Annotated in this window: 15 protein-coding genes and 2 pseudogenes; 12 read left to right on the top strand and 5 right to left on the bottom strand. The window is 67.1% G+C overall.

Annotation, left to right across the window (positions count from 1 at the left end; genetic code table 11):
- Window position 1: 1 nt before the first annotated feature.
- From OUO20_RS11960 to OUO20_RS11935, 6 genes and pseudogenes are all read left to right on the top strand, one after another.
- Window positions 2–271 carry a hypothetical protein gene (locus OUO20_RS11960; protein WP_268001794.1) on the top strand — a complete coding sequence of 90 codons (270 nt, stop codon included), beginning with the start codon at window positions 2–4 and terminating at the stop codon, window positions 269–271.
- Entirely contained in the window at window positions 271–1,623 is a 1,353-nt protein-coding gene (locus tag OUO20_RS11955) for an ABC transporter permease (RefSeq protein ID WP_268001793.1), read from the top strand. Before OUO20_RS11960 ends, OUO20_RS11955 begins: the two co-directional genes overlap by 1 nt.
- Window positions 1,620–2,132: a GbsR/MarR family transcriptional regulator gene (locus tag OUO20_RS11950; RefSeq protein ID WP_134163956.1), complete on the top strand. Its 513-nt coding sequence runs from the start codon at window positions 1,620–1,622 to the stop codon at window positions 2,130–2,132. Before OUO20_RS11955 ends, OUO20_RS11950 begins: the two co-directional genes overlap by 4 nt.
- Window positions 2,129–3,145, top strand: coding sequence for a magnesium/cobalt transporter CorA (corA, locus tag OUO20_RS11945; protein ID WP_018768637.1), 1,017 nt, complete (start codon window positions 2,129–2,131; stop codon window positions 3,143–3,145). Before OUO20_RS11950 ends, corA begins: the two co-directional genes overlap by 4 nt.
- Before the next feature lie 70 nt (window positions 3,146–3,215).
- Window positions 3,216–4,201: pseudogene (locus OUO20_RS11940) on the top strand (o-succinylbenzoate synthase).
- A 158-nt stretch (window positions 4,202–4,359) separates the two neighbouring features.
- Window positions 4,360–4,602, top strand: coding sequence for a hypothetical protein (locus OUO20_RS11935; RefSeq protein ID WP_018768635.1), 243 nt, complete (start codon window positions 4,360–4,362; stop codon window positions 4,600–4,602).
- Window positions 4,603–4,636: 34 nt separating this feature from the next.
- Here the strand turns inward: OUO20_RS11935 and OUO20_RS11930 are convergent, their stop codons facing one another.
- Window positions 4,637–5,809 (bottom strand): serine hydrolase domain-containing protein, encoded by a 1,173-nt coding sequence (locus OUO20_RS11930; protein WP_018768634.1) that lies wholly within the window; start codon window positions 5,807–5,809, stop codon window positions 4,637–4,639.
- 300 nt (window positions 5,810–6,109) lie between these two features.
- Here OUO20_RS11930 and OUO20_RS11925 point away from each other — a divergent pair, with 300 nt between their 5' ends.
- Window positions 6,110–8,176 carry a PhoX family protein gene (locus OUO20_RS11925; RefSeq protein WP_268001792.1) on the top strand — a complete coding sequence of 689 codons (2,067 nt, stop codon included), beginning with the start codon at window positions 6,110–6,112 and terminating at the stop codon, window positions 8,174–8,176.
- 147 nt (window positions 8,177–8,323) lie between these two features.
- Complete coding sequence (menD, locus tag OUO20_RS11920; RefSeq protein ID WP_442781136.1) at window positions 8,324–10,081, top strand: 2-succinyl-5-enolpyruvyl-6-hydroxy-3-cyclohexene-1-carboxylic-acid synthase; 1,758 nt, start codon at window positions 8,324–8,326, stop codon at window positions 10,079–10,081.
- Between the two features lie 118 nt (window positions 10,082–10,199).
- Here menD and OUO20_RS11915 read toward each other — a convergent pair whose 3' ends face one another.
- The 4 genes and pseudogenes from OUO20_RS11915 to OUO20_RS11900 form a co-directional block, all read right to left on the bottom strand.
- Window positions 10,200–10,976, bottom strand: a complete 777-nt coding sequence (locus tag OUO20_RS11915; protein WP_326498034.1) for an amino acid ABC transporter ATP-binding protein — start codon at window positions 10,974–10,976, stop codon at window positions 10,200–10,202.
- Window positions 10,973–11,935 (bottom strand): amino acid ABC transporter permease, encoded by a 963-nt coding sequence (locus OUO20_RS11910; protein ID WP_268001791.1) that lies wholly within the window; start codon window positions 11,933–11,935, stop codon window positions 10,973–10,975. Before OUO20_RS11910 ends, OUO20_RS11915 begins: the two co-directional genes overlap by 4 nt.
- Before the next feature lie 35 nt (window positions 11,936–11,970).
- Window positions 11,971–12,924 carry an ABC transporter substrate-binding protein gene (locus tag OUO20_RS11905; protein WP_018768629.1) on the bottom strand — a complete coding sequence of 318 codons (954 nt, stop codon included), beginning with the start codon at window positions 12,922–12,924 and terminating at the stop codon, window positions 11,971–11,973.
- Window positions 12,925–13,107: 183 nt separating this feature from the next.
- Window positions 13,108–14,504, bottom strand: a pseudogene (locus tag OUO20_RS11900) (isochorismate synthase).
- A 115-nt stretch (window positions 14,505–14,619) separates the two neighbouring features.
- Here OUO20_RS11900 and OUO20_RS11895 point away from each other — a divergent pair.
- From OUO20_RS11895 to OUO20_RS11880, 4 genes are all read left to right on the top strand, one after another.
- Window positions 14,620–15,393 carry a demethylmenaquinone methyltransferase gene (locus OUO20_RS11895; RefSeq protein WP_261377409.1) on the top strand — a complete coding sequence of 258 codons (774 nt, stop codon included), beginning with the start codon at window positions 14,620–14,622 and terminating at the stop codon, window positions 15,391–15,393.
- 3 nt (window positions 15,394–15,396) lie between these two features.
- The gene (locus OUO20_RS11890; protein ID WP_268001789.1) at window positions 15,397–16,728 is read left to right on the top strand and encodes a geranylgeranyl reductase family protein; all 1,332 of its coding nucleotides are present in this window, start codon (window positions 15,397–15,399) and stop codon (window positions 16,726–16,728) included.
- The gene (locus OUO20_RS11885) at window positions 16,725–17,825 is read left to right on the top strand and encodes a polyprenyl synthetase family protein (RefSeq protein ID WP_056392994.1); all 1,101 of its coding nucleotides are present in this window, start codon (window positions 16,725–16,727) and stop codon (window positions 17,823–17,825) included. The genes OUO20_RS11890 and OUO20_RS11885 overlap by 4 nt, the downstream gene beginning before the upstream one ends.
- A 399-nt stretch (window positions 17,826–18,224) precedes the next feature.
- Window positions 18,225–19,064: a type IV toxin-antitoxin system AbiEi family antitoxin domain-containing protein gene (locus OUO20_RS11880; protein ID WP_268001788.1), complete on the top strand. Its 840-nt coding sequence runs from the start codon at window positions 18,225–18,227 to the stop codon at window positions 19,062–19,064.
- Window positions 19,065–19,160: the final 96 nt, after the last annotated feature.

Here is a 19,160-nt window from a genome sequence, read left to right as displayed (position 1 = left end):
CATGGCCGTCCTCCTGGTCCTTTGGGGCCAGCGGCTGCGCCGGGACCGCTGGCAGCTGGTGAGCTGGGTGGCGGCCATCGGGGCGTTCGCCTGGTTCGCAGCCGCCGCAGTGACCCAGACCTACGGCAACGTGGCCAGCCGCACGGAAATCCTGCAGGTGGCCATCGCCACGCCCGCCATCCTGATGCTGCGCGGCCTGCCCCGTGGCGCCGACCAGGGGCCTTCACGTTCTTCCTCATCTACGCGTTCCTTGCCCTGCTGGCAGGCCTGATGAGCACCTTCCTGGCGGTACGCCACACCCGGGCGGACGAGGAGACGGGGACGGCGGAACTGGTGGCCGCCACGCCTGCCGGCCGCCTGCTGCCCAATACCGCCACCCTGCTGCACGGCGTCACAGCCAACATCCTGGTGGCGCTCGCGGTGTTTGGCGGATTCGCCGCCCAGGGGCTGGACGCGCAGGGTGCCCTGACCGCCGGAGCCGCAACGGGCGCCGCCGGCCTCGCCTTCCTGGGCGTGGGACTGCTGGTGGCCCAGTTCATGGGGACTTCGCGCGGTGCGAACGGGGTCTCGGCCGCGCTGGTTGTCCTGGCCTATGTCCTGCGTGGGATCGGGGACGCCACCGGAACGCCCGGCGCCGACGGGACCACTATGACTGAAGGGGCAGCCAGCTGGTTCTCGCCCATCGGCTGGGGCCAGCAGACGTTCGCGTTCTCTGGAAACCGTGCCTGGCCGCTGCTGCTGCCGGTGGGGCTTGCAGTCGGCTGCCTCACGGCCGCCTGGCTCATCCTCCGCACGCGGGACAGCGGGGCCAGCGTCTGGGGTGCCAGGCCGGGACGCGCCGCCGCCCGGCCGGGGCTGCGAAGCCCCGTGGCCCTGGCGCTGCGGCTGCAGTCCGGGTCAATCATCGGCTGGGGGTTCAGCGGCCTGGCCCTCGGGCTGCTGGCGGGGTCGCTGGGAAAGGCGATTGCCGCCGTCGACACCCCTGACACCAACATCACTGCCGTGATGCGGGCCATGCTCCAGTCGCAGGGCACATCACTGACCCAGCTCATGGTGTCGGTACTCTTCTCGATGGCCGGGGTCCTGGCGGCGGCGTGCGCCCTCCAGGCGGTGATCAGGCTGCGGCAGGAGGAAGCCGCCGGATCCGCCGAACTCTTGCTGGCCGCACCGGTGGGCCGCGTCCAGTGGCTGGCCGGCTACCTGCTGCTGGGCGCGGGGGCCGTGGTGCTGGTGGTGGGACTGGCCGGGGTGGGGGCGTGGGCCACGCTCACCGGTTCCGGGGATACCTCAATGCCGGCCGATGCGCTGTGGGAAACCGCGCTGGCCCAGCTGCCCGCAGCGTTGATCTACCTTGCCGTTCCGGCGCTGGTGTTCGTCCTGTGGCCTGCCGGGACCACCGCCACCAGCTGGGCGTTGCTTGCCCTGGGCGTGATGCTGGGAATCTTCGGGGGCATGCTGGGGCTGGACCAAAGCCTGCGCGACCTGTCCCCGTTCACCCACACACCGGTACCGCACGGGGACGCCACGGACTGGAGCGGCGCATGGTGGATGCTGGCCATCGCCGCGGCTGCCGCCGCGCTGGCCATTGCGGGCATGCGGCGGCGGGAAGTGGGGTCGGCATGAGCACCCGAGCTGAGGTGGCGGCTGCCCGGGACACGCTGGCCGCCGCGGCTTCCACCGCCGCCGCTGCCGAAATAACTGCCGCTGCCTTCGCCGCCGCCGGTTTCCCCAAGATGCCGGCACGGACCCTGCTGGCACTGGTGTCCTCCGAGCAGGGGAGCCTCACGGCTGCGGAACTTTCGGAGCGGCTGGGGGCCAGCGCCGCGGCGGTCTCCGGGGCTGTGCGGTACCTGCAGACGGTGGGCTTCGTCCATCGCGTCTCCCAGCCCGGCAGCCGCCGCGACCTCTACGCCCTGCATGAGGACGAGTGGTACGTGGTGTCCATGCGGAACAGCCCCATCTACGAAAAGCTGGCGGCCCTGACCGACGCCACGGCGGAAACCCTCCCGGAGGGATCAGCGGCCCGGGCCCGGGTGGCGGACATGGCCCGGTTCTACCGGTTCCTCAATGCGCGGATGCCGGCCCTGCTGGACGACTGGGAGCGCGAACGGGCCAGGGAGGCCACGCCGTGACCATCATCGACAACGCCGTGTACGTGAACGGGCTGCGCACCGAGGACCCGGAAGACCTTGACGAGACCTACTTCCTGCTCCGCCAGCGGGAGGGGATGGCGTGGATAGGGCTGTACCGGCCTGACGCAGAGGAACTGCAGTCGGTCGGCGAGGAATTCGACCTCAACGCGCTGGCCATCGAGGACGCACTTGCCGGCCACCAGCGGGCCAAGCTGGAGCACTACGGCGAGTGCCTGTTTTTGGTGCTGAGGCCAGCCCGGTACCGTGACGACGAAGAAAGGGTGGACTTCGGCGAGATCCACGTCTTCGCCGGCGACGAGTACGTGGTGACCGTCCGGCACGCCGAGTCCCCGGATTTGGCCAAGGTCCGCCGCCGGATGGAGTCCATGCCGGAATTCCTGGCCCTGGGACCGGACGCGGTGCTCTACGGGATCCTGGACCAGGTGGTGGACGAATACGAGCCGGTGGTGGCGGGCCTGGAAAACGACATCGACGAAATTGAGGATGACCTGTTTGGTGCGGATCCGGACGTATCCCGCCGCATCTATGAACTGTCCCGGCAGGTCATCACCTTCCAGCGGGCCACGAGTCCGCTGGCGGGGATACTGCAGGCCCTGATCGCCGGAGCCCCGGACCGCGAACAGTCAACCGAGCTTCGGGACCACTACCGCGATGTCCTGGACCACGTCCTCAGGATCAATGAACGCGTGGCATCCTTCCGGGCCCTGCTCCAGAACGCGCTCGCCGTCAACGCAGCCCTCGTGGCCCAGCGGCAAAACGATGAAATGCAGCGGATGACAGAGTCCAGCTTTGAGCAGAACGAGCAGGTCAAGCGCATCTCCTCCTGGGCTGCCATCCTGTTCGCCCCCACGCTGGTGGCGTCCATCTACGGCATGAACTTCGTCAACATGCCCGAACTGGCGTGGACCTATGGCTACCCCTATGCGCTGGGCGTGATGGCGGCCATGGGGCTGGCCCTTTACCTGGCGTTCAAGCACAACAAGTGGATCTGACTTTCCTTCGCTGGCCCTGCGCCTCCACGACGCGCAAAATTCGCAGTGAGGTGCGGCTACAGTAAACGGCATGCTTGACGAACTCCTGGCCAGCGCGCATGTGGTCAGCCTGCCCATGCGCGTGAAGTTCCGGGGAATCATGGAACGCGAGTCCCTCCTGCTCCGCGGGCCGGCGGGCTGGGGCGAGTTCTGCCCCTTTCCCGAGTATGGCGACGCCGAGGCATCGCACTGGCTGGCCGCCGCCATCGAGGCGGGCTGGCAGGGGTTCCCGGCCCCGCTGCGGGACAGCATCCCGGTGAACGCCACCGTGCCGGCTGTCTCCGCGGACCGGGTGCCGGACGTCCTGGCCCGGTTCGGCCGCGTGGACGCCGTCAAGGTCAAGGTGGCGGAGCAGGGCCAGTCGCTTGACGACGACGTTGCCCGGGTCCGTGCCGTGCGCGCCGCTTTGCCGGACGCGGCCATCCGCGTGGACGCCAACGGCGGCTGGGACGTGCCCGGCGCCGTGGAGGCGTTGACCCGGCTGGCGCCTGTTGGGCTGGAATACGCAGAGCAGCCGGTGCCTTCCATCGAGGGCCTTGCCGAGGTCCGGTCCCGGCTTCGGGACGCCGGGACGCCGGTGTTGATCGCGGCCGACGAAAGCGTCCGCAAGGAAACCGATCCGCTCCGGGTGGCCCGGGCGGGCGCGGCGGACCTGATCGTGGTCAAGGTGGCACCGCTTGGGGAGTGCGGCGCGCCCTGGACATCGTGGCACAGGCCGGACTCCCCGCCGTCGTCAGCTCCGCGCTGGACACCTCCATCGGCATCCGCGCGGGCCTTGCCCTCGCCGCCGCCCTGCCCGAGCTGCCCTACGCCTGCGGCCTGGGAACGGTGTCGCTGTTTGACTCGGACATCACCACGGACCCCCTAGTGGCCGACGACGGCGCCATCCGCCTGCGCGACGTTGCCGCCGACGCCGGGCTGCTTGAGCGGTTTGCGGCTCCCGCGGACCGGCGGGACTGGTGGCTGGACAGGCTCCGCCGTGTCCACGCCCTCCTCACCCGAGCGACTGCTGAGTAGCTGCCGTTTTCACGCCCCAAACGGCAGTTAGCCGGCATTGGATGTCGCTGCAGGGTGGCGTCCTGCGGGTGATTGCCGGAGGGTTGCGTGGCTCCTATCATGGTTCCACCGGTTCCTCCCTGCACCGAACAGGGACGTTATTTAAGGTCGCAAGTGCCATGGTGAAGATACCTTTCAGGCATCAGGCGGATGAATCGAAAAAGCGGGAAAACTCCGGGGAGCATCACCGGCTGCACCTGGCGGAATGGCTGAGGCGGGAGGACGAGGGCATCGAGCGTGCCTCCAGCAGTATCTTCCTCAGCAGCCATGACCGGCCCCTTGCCCCGCAACGGACCTGCATCCAGGGGCATGAGATCCTGCCGGGGGAGGACCACTGCTCGCACGGGCATCCCGTGGGTTGAGGAAGACGGCCACCAATCGGGGAGTGGTGTTTCCTCATTTTGCCGGCGCGCACAGCCGGTCAAGGGCCTCGTTAAGGGTTGACTCGATTTGGCCGACCAGGAGTTCGCGCATGTTCTGGGTGGACTCATCCTCCAGCTCTGTCGGAAGCGGCGGGGTGGTGACGGTCATCGCGGCCTGGTAGCGCCCGTCGCTGCTGCTGACCGCCACAGTCTGATAGTCCCAGAAGAGCCCCCTGCCCGCGTAGCGCGGCTGGGGCGAGCAGCCATCTGCGTGTTCCCAGAGGCCCAGCCCGTACGGCGAGAAGACGGTCTTCGCCGTCATCGCGCCCAACGACGCGGCGGAGATTGCCCGGCCCTGGAAAAGGGCCGCCATGAAGTGGTTCATGTCCTCCACTGTCGAAACGGCGCCCACGGCCGGCGAACCGGCACTGAAGATGTTGTCAGTGGTATCGATCCGCTCACCCCGGAGGGTCACATAGCCGTGGAGAAGCCCGGATTCGAGGGGGTCGAGGTGGTCCAGGGTGGTGCTCTTCAAACCAAGCGGACCAAAGATCTCCTCACGCATGACGCTGGTAAAGGGCTTATGCCGCAGTTCCTGGATAAGCAGGCCGAGTGCGAGGTAGTTCGTGTTCGAGTACCTAAAGGAGCCGACGCTGGACCCATCCCACGGGAGGGTGCCGGCCAGCTGCAAACCCCGCTCCATCGTCATCGTCCGGGAAACACTTGGGCGGAAGTCGACGTCGCGCGGCAACGCATCGTTGGCCTCCGGCATGCCAGACGTGTGGCTGAGCAGCTGTCTCACCGTGATGGGGCCCGGAGGCTTGAGTGCTGTGAAGCCGGGGATGACATCGTTTACGGGGTCGTCCAGGCCGATGAGGTGGTCGTCGACGAGTTTGAGTACTGCCACGGCCGTCATCGTTTTGGTGACGCTGGCGATCTGCACACGGTCGGTGGCCTGTGCCGGGGTCCTCGTTTCAAGGTCGCGCATGCCAAAGGCCTTGGACCACTCACCTTCCGGCCATTTGACCTGCACGACGGTGGCCACCGCGCCGTCGTTCATGAACAGCTTCACCTGGTTCTCAAGGGAACCGAAGGGGTTGGGGGAGCTTGGGGAGGGGACGGGCTCGTCCGGGGTGTAGGTGCAGCCGGTCACGGCGAGGACGGCGGCGAAGACCGCCCGCCGCCAGGCAGGTCTGTTCGTGCTCATGCCGGGGCATCCGCTCTGGACAGGGTGACGTGTTTGGGCCGCCTGCAGCACCGTGTCCGGCCAAACCTCTGATGGCGCCGTCCGCCCAGCACTCCAATTTTAAGTCCGCCACCGCCAGCGGGAAGCAGCCGCGGCATGTTCAGCCAACCCACGGAACGGGCGGTACCACCTGCATTGACGGATGAAACGTTCCTGCAGGTCACGGGCGGTTCACCATAACTTCATCCAATTGATGGCTTCCTGTAGGAACCGGCTGGAAGGGTGATCGGGCACCCCAGCGAGAATTCTTGGAAGGTTCCCATGTCTGAAACTGCCCGCAAGTTCACCCTGCTGCCCATGCTCGGCCATACCAAGGGCAAGCGCAGCCCCGTCACCTGCGCGCTCAAGTGCGACAACGCCTGCGCCGGCGACGTCTGCAACACCAGCTCCAACAGCTACTTCCGCGACATCGCCTCCGCCACCCTGTCCCGCCGCGCCGCCCTGGGCATGGGAGCCGCCGGTGCACTCGCCGTCGTCCTCGGTTCCGCGGTGAGCTCCGCCGAACCCGCCTCCGCTGCGGGCTTGTCCAAGGCCGCCAAGGAAGGCTTCGGCAACTCCAAGCTGCAGTTCATCGCCATCAAGCCCGTGGACAAAGCCGTCGACGCCTTCACCGTTCCGGAAGGTTTCACCTGGCAGCCGATCATCCGCTGGGGCGACCCGCTGTTCGCTGACTCGCCGGACTTCGACCTCAACAACCAGACTGCCGCAGCCCAGGCCCGCCAGTTCGGCTACAACAACGACTACACGGACATCGTGGAAATCCCGGGCAGCAAGGGCCGCCGCGCGGTACTGTTCACCAACCACGAATACACCAACGAGAACATCATGGTCCCGGCCGGCTACGACGCCGCCGAAACCCGTGCCATCGGCCGCGCAGCGCACGGCCTGGCCGTGGTGGAACTCGAGCGCAAGAACACCACCAAGCCGTGGAGCTACGTCAAGGGCGCCCCGCTGAACCGCCGCTACCTCTCCGATACCACCTACGAACTGACCGGCCCCGTCGCCGGCTCGGCCCTCGTCAAAACCGTCGCCGATCCCTCCGGCCGCGCCATCAAAGGCACGTTCGGCAACTGCTCCGGCGGCACCACCCCCTGGGGCACCATCCTCTCCGGCGAGGAAAACTTCAACGGCTACTTCGTGGCCGGCGGCACCTCCGCCAGCGACAAGCGCTACGGCCTCACCGCCAAGCCCACCGCCCGCAAGTGGGAGCTGGACGATCCCCGCTTCGACACCCGCAACGCCGGCTACGAAAACGAAACCAACCGCTTCGGCTGGATCGTGGAAGTCGACCCCTTCGACCCCACCTCAACGCCCAAGAAGCGCTCCGCGATGGGCCGCTTCAAGCACGAGGGTGCCAACGTGATCGTGGCCGAATCCGGTCACGTGGTGGCCTACATGGGCGACGACGAGAAGTTCGACTACCTCTACAAGTTCGTCTCGGCGGAGAAGTACCGTGAGGGCGACCGCAGGCACAACATGGACCTGCTGTCCCAGGGTGACCTCTACGTTGCCAAGTTCACCGGCAACTCTCCCGCGGCAGAAATCACCGGAACCGGGGCGCTCCCCTCCGACGGCGCGTTCGACGGCACCGGAGAATGGCTGCCTCTGGTGGTCGGCGGCAAGTCCGCCGTCCCCGGCATGTCCGTCGAGGAGGTCCTGGTGTACACCCGACTGGCCGCGGACAAGGTGGGGCCCACCAAGATGGACCGGTGCGAGGACGTCCAGCCCAGCCTGCACACCGGCAAGGTCTACGTGGTCTGCACCAACAACTCGGACCGCGGCACCGGCACCAAGGAAGGCGCCACCGAAGTCAACCCGCGCACGCAGAACCGCGACGGGCACATCGTGGAAATCACCGAAACCGGCGACCAGACCTCCACCAAGTTCAACTGGACCCTCCTGATGGTCTGCGGCGACCCCGCCCAGGGCGACGTCACCTACTTCTCCGGCTACCCGGTGGACAAGGTCTCGCCCATCTCCTGCCCGGACAACGTGGCCTTCGACTCCGTGGGCAACCTCTGGATCTCCACCGACGGCGCGCCGTCCGGCATCGGCTACAACGACGGCCTCTTCAAGGTCACCCTGGACGGCGCCGAGCGCGGCAAGGTGGAGCAGTTCCTCTCCGTTCCCCGTGACGCCGAAACCTGCGGCCCGGTCATCCACGACGACGAGCGCATGGTGTTCGTCTCCGTGCAGCACCCGGGCGAGGAAGGCACCTTCGAGGCGCCGCACTCCTACTTCCCGGACTACGTCCCGGCAGGCACGACGCCGGCACCCGGCCAGGTGCGCGCGCCCCGTCCCGCGGTGGTCCAGGTGTTCCGCGGCTGACCCTTCGGACGCCCCATCACCTTCCGTGGGTTTTTCGGCGACGCCCCATCACCTACCGGCCCACAGCGGCAGGAGGTGATGGGGCGTCGGGTGTTTTGGTGCGGGAGGTGATGGGGCGTCGCGGGGTGGCAGACTGGTTGGGTGACTTTGCCGAACGAACCTGCCCCGGAGGCCGCCCCTGGATTCCCCGACCGGGATGACCCGAAAGCCCAGTTGAGCGCCCTGGCTGCGGCGCGGATCGCCGTCGACGTCCTGCTCGACGGCGGCGTGCGGCACGCGGTGGTGTCGCCTGGTTCCCGGTCGGCCCCCATGGCGTACGCCCTGGCCGAGGCCTCCGCGGCCGGCCGGGTGGACCTGCTGGTCCGGATCGACGAACGGTCCGCCGGGTTCACGGCCCTGGGCCTGGCCCTGTCCACCGGCTCGCCCGCAGCCGTGCTCACCACGTCCGGGACCGCCGTCGGAAACCTGATGCCGGCGGTGATGGAGGCCAACCATGCTGCCGTACCGCTCATCGTCCTGTCCGCGGACCGGCCGGAGGAGTTGCGCGGAACCGGCGCCAACCAGACCACCGTGCAGCCGGACCTGTTTGGTGACCAGGTCCGGTTCGCGGCCGACATACCCGCGGGAACCAGTCCGGAGCGGGCCATTCAAACCGGGCTTTCCGCGGCAACCGGCGCCTTCCCGGACCTGCCGCCGGGCCCTGTGCAGCTGAACCTCGCGTTCCGCGACCCCCTGGTCCCGTCCCCCGAAGAAGGTCTGCCGGAAGCGGTGGAACGGACGCGCTACCGGGTGGGCACCGAGCCCCTGGTCATGAACCTGCCCCCGGCAGCGGACAGCCTGCCGGAGCGGCGCACCGTGGTGCTGGCAGGGCACGACGCCGGCCCGGTGGCCGAGGCGTTCGCCCGCGCCCACAACCTGCCGCTGCTCGCCGAACCGTCCTCCAATTCCCGGTTCGGACCCAACGCGGTGGGCCCGTACCGGCTGCTGCTGGAGCATTTCGGACCCGGATCGGCGCAGCCGGTTGAGCGCGTGGTGCTGTTCGGCCGGCCCACCCTGTCCCGTCCCGTGGCCGCGCTGCTGGCCCGCGACGATGTTGAATCCGCCCTGTACCAGCCGGTTCCGGTCGCGTGGTACGAGCCTGGCCGGCGCACCGAGCTGCCGCTGGAGAACCTGGCCGACCTTGCCGATTTCGCCGGCCGGGGCACCTCCGCCTGGCTGGACTCCTGGCTCCTCGCCGGCTCGGCTGCCCAGCATGCCCTGGACCAGGTGGTCTCCGCAGAGGCCGCCGCCACCGGCCCCTCCGTTGCCTCACAGGTCTGGAAGCATGCACGCGGCCAGCTGCTGCTCGGGTCCTCCAATGGCATCCGGGATGTGGACCTGGCCGGCGTGCCCGCCACTGATCCGTCCGCCACCGTCTACGCAAACCGGGGCCTTGCCGGGATCGACGGCACCATTTCCACAGCAACCGGCATCGCGCTGGGCGGCCGGCAGGAGACCACCGCCCTCATGGGCGACGTGACCTTCCTCCATGACGCCGGCGGACTCCTCCTCGGCGCGGGGGAGGAGCAGCCGGACCTGCGGATCGTGGTCCTCAATGATTCCGGTGGCGCCATCTTCGGGCTGCTGGAGCACGGGGGAGTCGAGGAGGGCGGCCGGTACGGGGACGTCGTCGAGCGCCTCTTCGGTACCCCGCACTCAGTGGACATCGCGGCACTCGCCGCAGCGTACGGCGTCGCACATTCACTGGTAAGTACGACGGCGGGACTCGCCGAAGCGCTGGCCCGGCCTGTGCAGGGGCGCAGCATCGTGGAGGTCCGGACGGACCGCCGGTCGCTGCGGCAGCTCCACGGCCGCATCAAGGAAGCGGTGGCCGCGGCAGTTGAGGGCGTGCTGGCCAGCCGGTAAGCGCCTGGGGGGCGTGCGCACGTCCTCGACGCACATATTCCCTCTGGAAGCACAAATTCCCTGGCGCTACCGAGATAACGGCAGCGCCAGGGAATCTGGGCTTCGAAAGCGGACGAAGCTACAGCACGCGGCTGAGGAACTCCTTGGTGCGCGCATGCTGGGGGTTGGCGATGATCCCGCGGGGATCGCCCGACTCCACCACCACGCCGCCGTCCATGAAGGTCAGGGTGTCGCCCACTTCGCGGGCGAAGCCGATCTCGTGGGTGACCACGATCATGGTCATGCCTGACTTTGCCAGGTCCTTCATCACGTTCAGGACGTCGCCCACCAGCTCCGGGTCCAGGGCCGAGGTGGGCTCATCAAAGAGCATGAGCTCAGGCTCCATGGCCAGCGCCCGGGCGATGGCCACGCGCTGCTGCTGGCCGCCGGAAAGCTGGGACGGGTAGTGGCCTGCCCGGTCGCCCAGCCCCACACGGTCCAGCAGCTCAAGCGCCCGCTTCTGGGCCTCGGCCTTCGGCTGGCCCTTCACATGCACCGGTGCTTCCATGACGTTCTGGAGCGCGGTCTTGTGCGGGAACAGGTTGAACCGCTGGAACACCATGCCGATTTCCCGGCGCTGGGCGGCGATTTCCTTGGTCTTGAGGTCGTGGAGCCGGCCGTTGACCTCGCGGTAGCCGATCAACTGACCGCCCACGGAAATCCGCCCGGCACTGATCGTTTCCAGGAGGTTCACGCAGCGCAGCATGGTGGACTTGCCGGAACCCGAAGGCCCGATCACCACTGACACTTCGCCCTGGTTGACGGTCATGTCGATGCCCCGGAGCACATGGTGGTGCCCGTAGTACTTGTGCAGGCCTTCGATCTTGACCAGCGGCTTTTCGGCTGTGATCGTCATCGTGCACTCTCCTCGGGGAAGTCCGTCTTCATTGAGTGGTGCGCGTCAGCACCCGCACCGGAGGCTTTGGCAGCAGCCGGGTTGACGCCGGCTGCCGGGGCCTGGTTGTCCACGCCCCTGCCGTAGTAGGCCTCAAGGTAGTGCTGGCCGACCATCAGGATGCTGGTGACCAGGAGGTACCAGAAGGCGGCAACGATCAGCAGCGGGATCGGCAGGTAGATGCGGTTGGCGAGGGCGTTGGTGGCGAAGGTCAGGTCCAGGGTGAACGGGACGGCGAGGACCAGCGAGGTGGTCTTCAGCATGCCGATCGTTTCGTTGCCTGTGGGCGGCACGATGATCCGCATGGCCTGCGGCAGGATGATCCGCCACATGATCTTGCCCTTGGACATGCCGAGCGCCTCCGCGGCTTCCTGCTGGCCCCTGTCCACGGACTTGAGGCCGGCCCGGAAGATTTCCGCCAGGTAGGCCGACTCGTTCAGGCCGAGGCCGAGGATCGCGGGGATCAGGCCTTTGCTGGGATCGGAGAGCGCATAGCTGAACAGTTCAGGACCAAACGGGATCCCCAGCGTGAAGGCCGGGTAGAGAACCGTAACAAGGCCCCAGAACACCAACTGCGTGTAGACCGGTGTTCCGCGGAAGAACCACACCCAGACCCAGCTGGACCAGCGGAACACGGGGTTGTCGGACTGCCGCATGACTGCCAGCAGGATGGCCAGGACAATCGCCAGAACCATCGACGCCACGGTCAGCAGCAGGGTCCAGCCCACGCCCTGGACAACCTTCACGTCCAGGATGTAGGTGCCCACAATGTCCCAACGGAAGTTGGGGTTGGTGAACAGGCTCTGAAGAAGGCCTGCGACCAGGAGGAGGATGATGGCGGCGCTGATCCACCGGCCGGGGTGGCGCACCGGTACTGACTTGTTCAGTACCGGTGTGTCCCGGTGTTGATGATGTTCCATATGCACGCCTGACTTGTCGTCGGTAACGCGAAAACTCAAGACTTGACCGCCGGGTTGACCTCGGACTTGGTGATGGCGCCCTCAGAGTTGCCCCAGCCCTCAAGGATCTTCTTGTAGGAGCCGTCTTCCATCAGCTTGGTGACGGTCTTCTGGATGACCTCTGCCCAGGCGGTGTCAGCCTTGGCCACAGCAATGCCCTGGGGAGCGGAATCGTAGACGTCGCCCAGCTTCTCCAGCTGGCCGTTGGTCTGGGTCAGCGCGTAGCCGATGATGGGGGAGTCGGCGGTCATGGCGTCGATGCTGCCGTTCACCAGTCGGGTGGTGACATCCGTCTGGTTCTTCAGGGTGACGATGTCAATGGGCTTCTTGCCGTCTGCGACGCACTTCTTGTTGCGGTCGGAAAGATCGGGGTCTTCCTGGACGGTGCCGGTCTGCACACCGATGGACTTGCCGCAGACATCATCCAGGGAGAACTTCTTGGGGTTGCCCTTCTGCACGGCCCAGGCGGTGCCGGCGTTGAAGTAGCTGACCATGTTCACGGCGCCCAGTCGCTCCGGGTTGATGGTGAACGAGGAGATGCCCAGATCGTACTTGGGGCCGAGGGCCGGAAGGATGCCGGTGAATTCGGCAGTCTGGACCTGGACCTTGAGGCCCAGCGTGGCGCCGATGGCCTTGGCGATGTCCACGTCGTAGCCCACGGGAGTCTGGCCGTCCGGACCCAGGAATTCGGCCGGTGCGTAGCTGGTGTCGGAGCCTACCGTGATGGTGCCCTTGGACTTGATGGTGTCCGGGACCATGGCAGCGAGGGCGTCGTCCTTCTTAACCGTGGACGGATCAAAGCTCGCGCTGGCCTTGCCTGAGGACGTGGCCGCGCCGGAGGGACCCGTTTCCGAGGCGTTCGTGCATGCTGAGAGGGCCAGGGCGCTGATGGCGATCATGGTGGCAGCGGTCAGCTTGGAAGTGCCCAGGAGGGTACGGGGAGTCTGCATTTCTTACCTTTTGTTGCAGGGGCTATGAGGTACTAACGCGGCTTATAGTGTAACGCTCAACAAGAGAGGTACGTCACACGCAACTAAGTTTCACTATTGGATAACTGTAGCGGGGGCAAAAGCAAGCCTTTAGGAGCGGGAAGAGTCTGTGATCCCAGACTTCGTACCCAGTCCGGAGAAGAATCAGCTCTTGATGCCCAGCGATTCCAGCATGGGCCGGAACTTGGCCCACGTTTCGGCCAGCTCGGCTTTGGGCTGCGAGCCGTCAACGATGCCGCAGCCGGCATATAGCCTCACGGTGTCGGTCGACTCGATGACCGCACCGCGCAGGGCGATGCCCCATTCGCCGTTCCCGGCGGCATCCAGCCAGCCCACCGGCCCGGCATAGGGGCCGCGGTCAAGATGTTCCAGCTTCCGGATCAGTTCGCCCGCCACCAGGGTGGGGGTTCCGCAGACAGCTGCCGTGGGATGCAGGGCGTTGATCAGGGCCAGGCAGGTGGGCACGTGGCCCTCCACCTCGGTGAGTTCCGCCTTGACGTCCGAGGCCAGGTGCCACACGTTGGGCAACTCCAGGATGAAGGGCTCATCATGCGCATTCATGGCCTCCGAGAACGGCGCCAGCTGCCTGGTCAGGGACTGGATGGCAATCTCGTGCTCATGCCGCTGCTTCTCGGAGCCGGCGAGCACGCGCGTAGCGTAATCCATGGGCGGACCGTCCTCGCCGTGCGCGTCGCGGCGGTCCAGGGTGCCGGCCAGCACGCGAGCCTGCGCGGTGCGGCCCTCCACCTGGATCAGCATCTCGGGCGTGGCCCCCACCAGCCCGTCCACGCCGTACGTCCAGCATTCGCGGTACCGTGCGGCAAGTTCGCGCAGCACGTCCGCGGCATGTACGCCGGAAGGAATTGTAGCCACAACGTCCCGCGCCAGCACCAGTTTCTCCAGTGCCCCCGTGCGGATCTCGGCAACACCGGCGGCCACGGCCTCCATCCAGGCTTCCTCACTGAGGGAACCGGTGTGCAGCGTTGCGCCGGCCGCCAGGAGGGGGCGTACGACGGCGCCGCGGGCTTTGCCGGGCACGCCGCCCAGGGAAGCGTCCCCGGCGGAGTCCGCTGCCGCCGTCGTGCCTTCAACGTCCGGGTCTTCGGCGGAAGCACCGCTGAGCCAGCGGTCCAGTGCGGCGAGGGCCGACTCTTCGGTGAGCTGGCCGTCGTCGAACGTCAATTGCGTGAGCCATGCCTGGTTGTCCCGCACGCCCACCACGATCTCCGGCACGATCAGCCGCGACTCGTGGGCGGAAGTCTTGGAAAAGGCAAAGGAGCCGAAGGCGACGGGGCCGGTGCCGGGCAGCTCCACGGAGTCCGCGACCTCAGCCTCGAGGACCAGGTGCCGCCACCAGATGTCCGCCTCCAGGAACCGGTCCGGCCCGGTGGCAGTGAAGCGCGCAATCTCGCCAAACCCGGCCAGCCCGGCTTCCCTGCGGGTCCAGCACAGGACATCGTCCCTGACCAGAAACGAAGGCAGCCCCCGGGGAACGCTTTGCCATCCAGGGGGACTGTCAAGGTGCGGAACGTGCTCGTCATGATGAGACAACACTACTCCCGCGTACACGGTGGCCTCCCCGGCACCCTGAAGCAGGCTTGAGTGGGCAAAAAAGGGCTGGTCAGCACGCACGGGAACATTTGAGACAATGTCATGGTGAACCGAGCATCCTTGGATAAGCGTCCGGACGAAGTAGCCACGATGTTTGACGACGTCGCACCGAAATACGACGTCGTCAACGATGTCCTCTCCATGGGGCAGACCCGCCGCTGGCGGAAGATCGTGGTGGAGGCGATGGAAGTCTCCAAGGGCCAGCGCGTCCTGGACCTCGCGGCCGGAACGGGGACCTCCAGCGAGCCATATGCCGACGCCGGCATAGACGTGGTGGCCTGCGACTTCTCCCTTGGCATGCTCAAGGTGGGAAAGCGCCGCCGCCCGGACATCAACTTCATTGCCGGTGACGCCACCAACCTGCCGTTCGCTGACAACACGTTCGATGCCACCACCATCTCCTTCGGCCTCCGCAACGTGAACGAGCCCAAGAAGGCGCTGCTGGAGATGCTGCGCGTCACCAAGCCGGGCGGCCGGCTGGTCATCGCCGAGTTCTCCCAGCCCGTGGTCCCGCTGTGGCGCACCATGTACACCGAATACCTGATGCGGGCCCTGCCGGCCATCGCGGTCAAGGTCGCCTCCAACCCCGACGCCTACGTCTACCTGGCCGAGTCCATCCGTGCCTGGCCGGACCAGGACCACCTGGCCGCCTGGCTGCAGGAGGCCGGCTGGGAGAATGTCACCTACCGCAACCTGACCGGCGGCATCGTGGCAGTCCACCGCGCCTTCAAGCCCGCCTCGCCGTCCAACGGCGGCGCTGCCGCCATCGCCGCGCACAAGGGCCCGGTGGCCAAGCTGCGCCGCAACATCGTCCGCTGACCTGTGAAGGTACTGATTGTCGGCGCCGGCCCTGCCGGATCCACCGCCGCGTACTACCTCGCCAAGGCCGGCCTCGATGTCACGGTCCTGGAGAAAACCAGCTTCCCGCGCGAGAAAGTCTGCGGCGACGGACTCACGCCCCGGGCCGTCCGCGAGATCCAGAAGCTCGGCCTGCCGCACCCTGAGAACGACGGCTGGCGGCGGAACAAGGGCCTGCGCCTGATCGCCGGCGGCCGCACCATCGAACTGCCCTGGCCCGAGGTGTCCGACTTCCCGCAGTACGGCCTGATCCGCACCCGGCTTGGCTTTGACGAGGAACTGGCCCGGCACGCCCAGGCCGCGGGTGCCACCATCCTCGAGCGGCACAGCGTCACCGATGCCCTCCGGGACGACGACGGCCGGGTCACCGGGGTCCGCGCAGCGCTCCTTGACGAGTCCGGACGCAAGACGGGACAGACGCACGACTTCAGTGCCGACGTCGTCCTGGCCGCCGACGGCAACTCCACCCGCACCGCCGTGTCCCTCGGCATCCAGAAGCGCGACGACCGGCCGCTCGGCGTCGCCGTCCGCACCTACTTCACCTCGCCGCGGACGGACGACGACTGGATGGAAGGCTGGCTGGAACTTCCCGGCCGTGACGGCAAGCTGCTGCCCGGCTACGGCTGGGTGTTCGGCGTGGGCGACGGCACCTCCAACGTGGGCCTGGGCATCCTGAACTCCTCCAAGGAATTCGGCAAGCTCGACTACAAGCAGGTCCTGCGCGAATGGACCGCCGGCATGCCCGCCGACTGGGGCTTCACACCGGAAAACCAGGTGGGGGAGATCCGCGGCGCCGCGCTGCCCATGGGCTTCAACCGTACCCCGCACTACTCGCCGGGACTCCTGCTGCTGGGCGACGCCGGCGGCATGGTGTCCCCGTTCAACGGCGAGGGCATCTCCTACGCGATGGAGTCGGCGCGTTTTGCCGCGGAGTTCATCATCGACGCCTCCTCGCGCTCCACGGCAGCAGGCGGAACGTACGACGCCGACGCGCACCTTTCGCGGTACGCGGACTACGTGCGGGACCAGTGGGGCTCGCACTTTACCCTCGGCCGGGCCTTCGCCGCGCTGATCGGCAAGCCGGCCGTCATGAAACTCGCGCTGCGGACAGGCATGCCAATCCCAGTGCTGATGCGGTTCGTGGTCAGGCTCCTTGCCAACCTCACGGACCCCACCGCCAAAGGCTTCGAGGACCGGGTGATCCGCGTCCTGGAATCGCTGGTTCCGGCCACGTCCAATACCCCGTCAGCTCCGAATCAGCGGTATCCGCAACAAAAAGTTAGGGTTAACCCGTGACCAAATCCGCAGACCACAGCTGGACGCACGCCGGGCACGGCCTGCCGGACTCCGAACCCAGCCTCAACACCACCGCCATTGCCACGGGCCTCCAGCTGCCGGCAGGCTTCGCGGCCATCGCGGGGGACGCCGAGCTGGGGCCGGCCATCACCAACAACCTGGCCAAGGTGGAGAAGAAACTCCGGGAAGCCATCGCCAATTCGGATCCGCTGGCTGACGCAACGTCGCGCCACCTGGTGGAAGCCGGCGGCAAGCGCATCCGGCCGCTGCTGACCCTGCTCTGCGCCCACCTCGGGGACGCATCCTTGCCCGCAGTGGTGCAGGCCGCCGTCGTGGTGGAACTGACGCACCTGGCAACCCTGTACCACGACGACGTTATGGACTCCGCGCCGTTCCGCCGCGGCGCCCCTACGGCCCACGAAGTATGGGGCAACTCCGTGGCCGTCCTGACCGGGGACCTGATCTTTGCCCGGGCCTCCATCCTGGTGTCCGAACTCGGCGGGCGTGCGCTGGGCATCCAGGCCCGCACGTTTGAGCGGCTGTGCCTGGGCCAGCTGCACGAAACGGTGGGGCCCCGCCCTGACGAGGATCCGGTGGAGCACTACCTCTCCGTGATCGCGGACAAGACCGGCTCGCTGGTGGCAGCTTCCGGCCAGTTCGGTGCCATCTTCTCCGGCGCCGACGAGGCCTTTGAGGACATCCTGGTGGAGTACGGCGAGAAGGTGGGCGTCGCGTTCCAGCTGGCCGACGACGTCATCGATGTAACCGGCGTGAAGGTGAAGTCCGGCAAGTCGCCCGGAACGGACCTGCGTGAAGGCGTTCCCACCCTGCCCGTCCTGCTCCTGCGCAAGGCTGCCGCTGACGGTGACCAGTCCGCCGTCGACCTTTTGACGCTGATTGACGGTGACCTGTCCTCTGATGATGCACTGGCTGCCGCTGTGGCCGGGCTGCGCGAGCACCCTGTCACTGCTCAGTCCTGGGTGGTGGCACGCCGCTGGGCCGACGAAGCCATCGCTGCCCTGGCCCCGCTGCCCGAGGGCGTGGTCAAGGAGTCGCTGTCCAACTTCGCGCTGGCCGTGGTGGACCGCGCCAGCTGATCCTTGGTTTTTAGGAGCCCGGTTCCCCTGGTTCATCCAGTTGGTGCCGGGCTTCTTCTTGTGCCCCCGCTTAACGGGACAGCCCCGGTCCTCAACAACCGAAGCTGCTGTGAACCGGGGCCATCTCTCCGTTCGCATCAGACCCGCCGGAGGCGTTTAGCGGATCCGTGAATAGCTTATGACAGCTTTGTCATAATGCGCAAGTCCCTTGTTACTGCCGGTGTCAAAGATTTTTCAGGGCTGCCTTTGCGGCCGTCGTGGGGCACATTGAGGGCCGCCCCCTGCATACAGGGCTGAACCCGCGGCGGGTCCGTGTCGAAGTGCCCCACGACTGCAGGTTCTCCACATGGCGCGGCCCGGAACTGTCGCTTGCGGCAAGGTGCAGGGGACCGTGGAGCCATGGATATTGAGGCTTTTCTCCGTCGCCGGCGAGGGGTGGCCCGGACTGCAGCACTGCACCGGGCGGGATTCTCCAGAACGCGGCTGGACAAGTTCCTGGCGGCAGGCCTCATCGTGAGGGTCCGGCGGGGTGTTTATGGCCTGCCGGTGGAAGGCGGCGTGCTCGGTTTGGCGCTGCAGCACAATGCGCTCGTGACCTGCCTTTCCGCTGCCCCCGTTTATCAGCTGTGGACCCTGGAGAAGGCGGGTGTGGTCCATCTGAGCCCTGGGCACAGGAAGGCAGTGCCGGGCACCCTCACCCACGGCCGGATCCGCCACCCTGTCCATCCCTGGCTGCCGGTGGCAGGCCTGGCCGACGTCCTCATCCATGCCCTGCACTGCCTGCCGGAACTGGAGGCGCTGGTAATGGTCCAGTGCGCCGCGCAACGCGGTGATGTGACGGTGGACTTCCTGCGGCGCAAGCTTCCCGGGAACCGCAACGCCCGTGCCCGGTCAGTCCTGGATCACGTAATTCCGCGGGCGGACTCGCTCCTGGAAGTCTTGGCTAACTACCACTTCCACAGGGCCGGCCTCCATGTCCGCCGGCACGTGGAGCTCCCGGGGGTGGGTGAAGTGGACTTCCTGATTGAGGATTTCCTGGTGGTGGAAACCGACGGCGCCAGCCACCTGGAGGCAAAGCAGGTTAAGAAGGACAGGGCACGCAACAATGCCACAGTGGTTGGCGGGCGTCTCTGCCTGAGGTTCGGCTATGCGGATGTGGTCCACCATCCCGAGGTGATGGTGGACCAGGTCCTGGCGGTGCTGGAACAGAGCCGGCGGGGATCATTCAGTGCGCGGTGAGTTCCCGCGGTCGCGGGGCACTTTGGCCGCGACAGTTGGCAAAACAGGCTGGGATCACGGCGTGTCCGTGTCAAAGTGCCCCAGGACCGCAGCAGT

The organism is Arthrobacter sp. FX8, assembly GCF_026723805.1.
GTDB lineage: Bacteria > Actinomycetota > Actinomycetes > Actinomycetales > Micrococcaceae > Arthrobacter.
The sequence above is the reverse complement of the archived record's forward strand: the minus strand, read 5'-3'. Positions and strand labels throughout refer to the sequence as shown.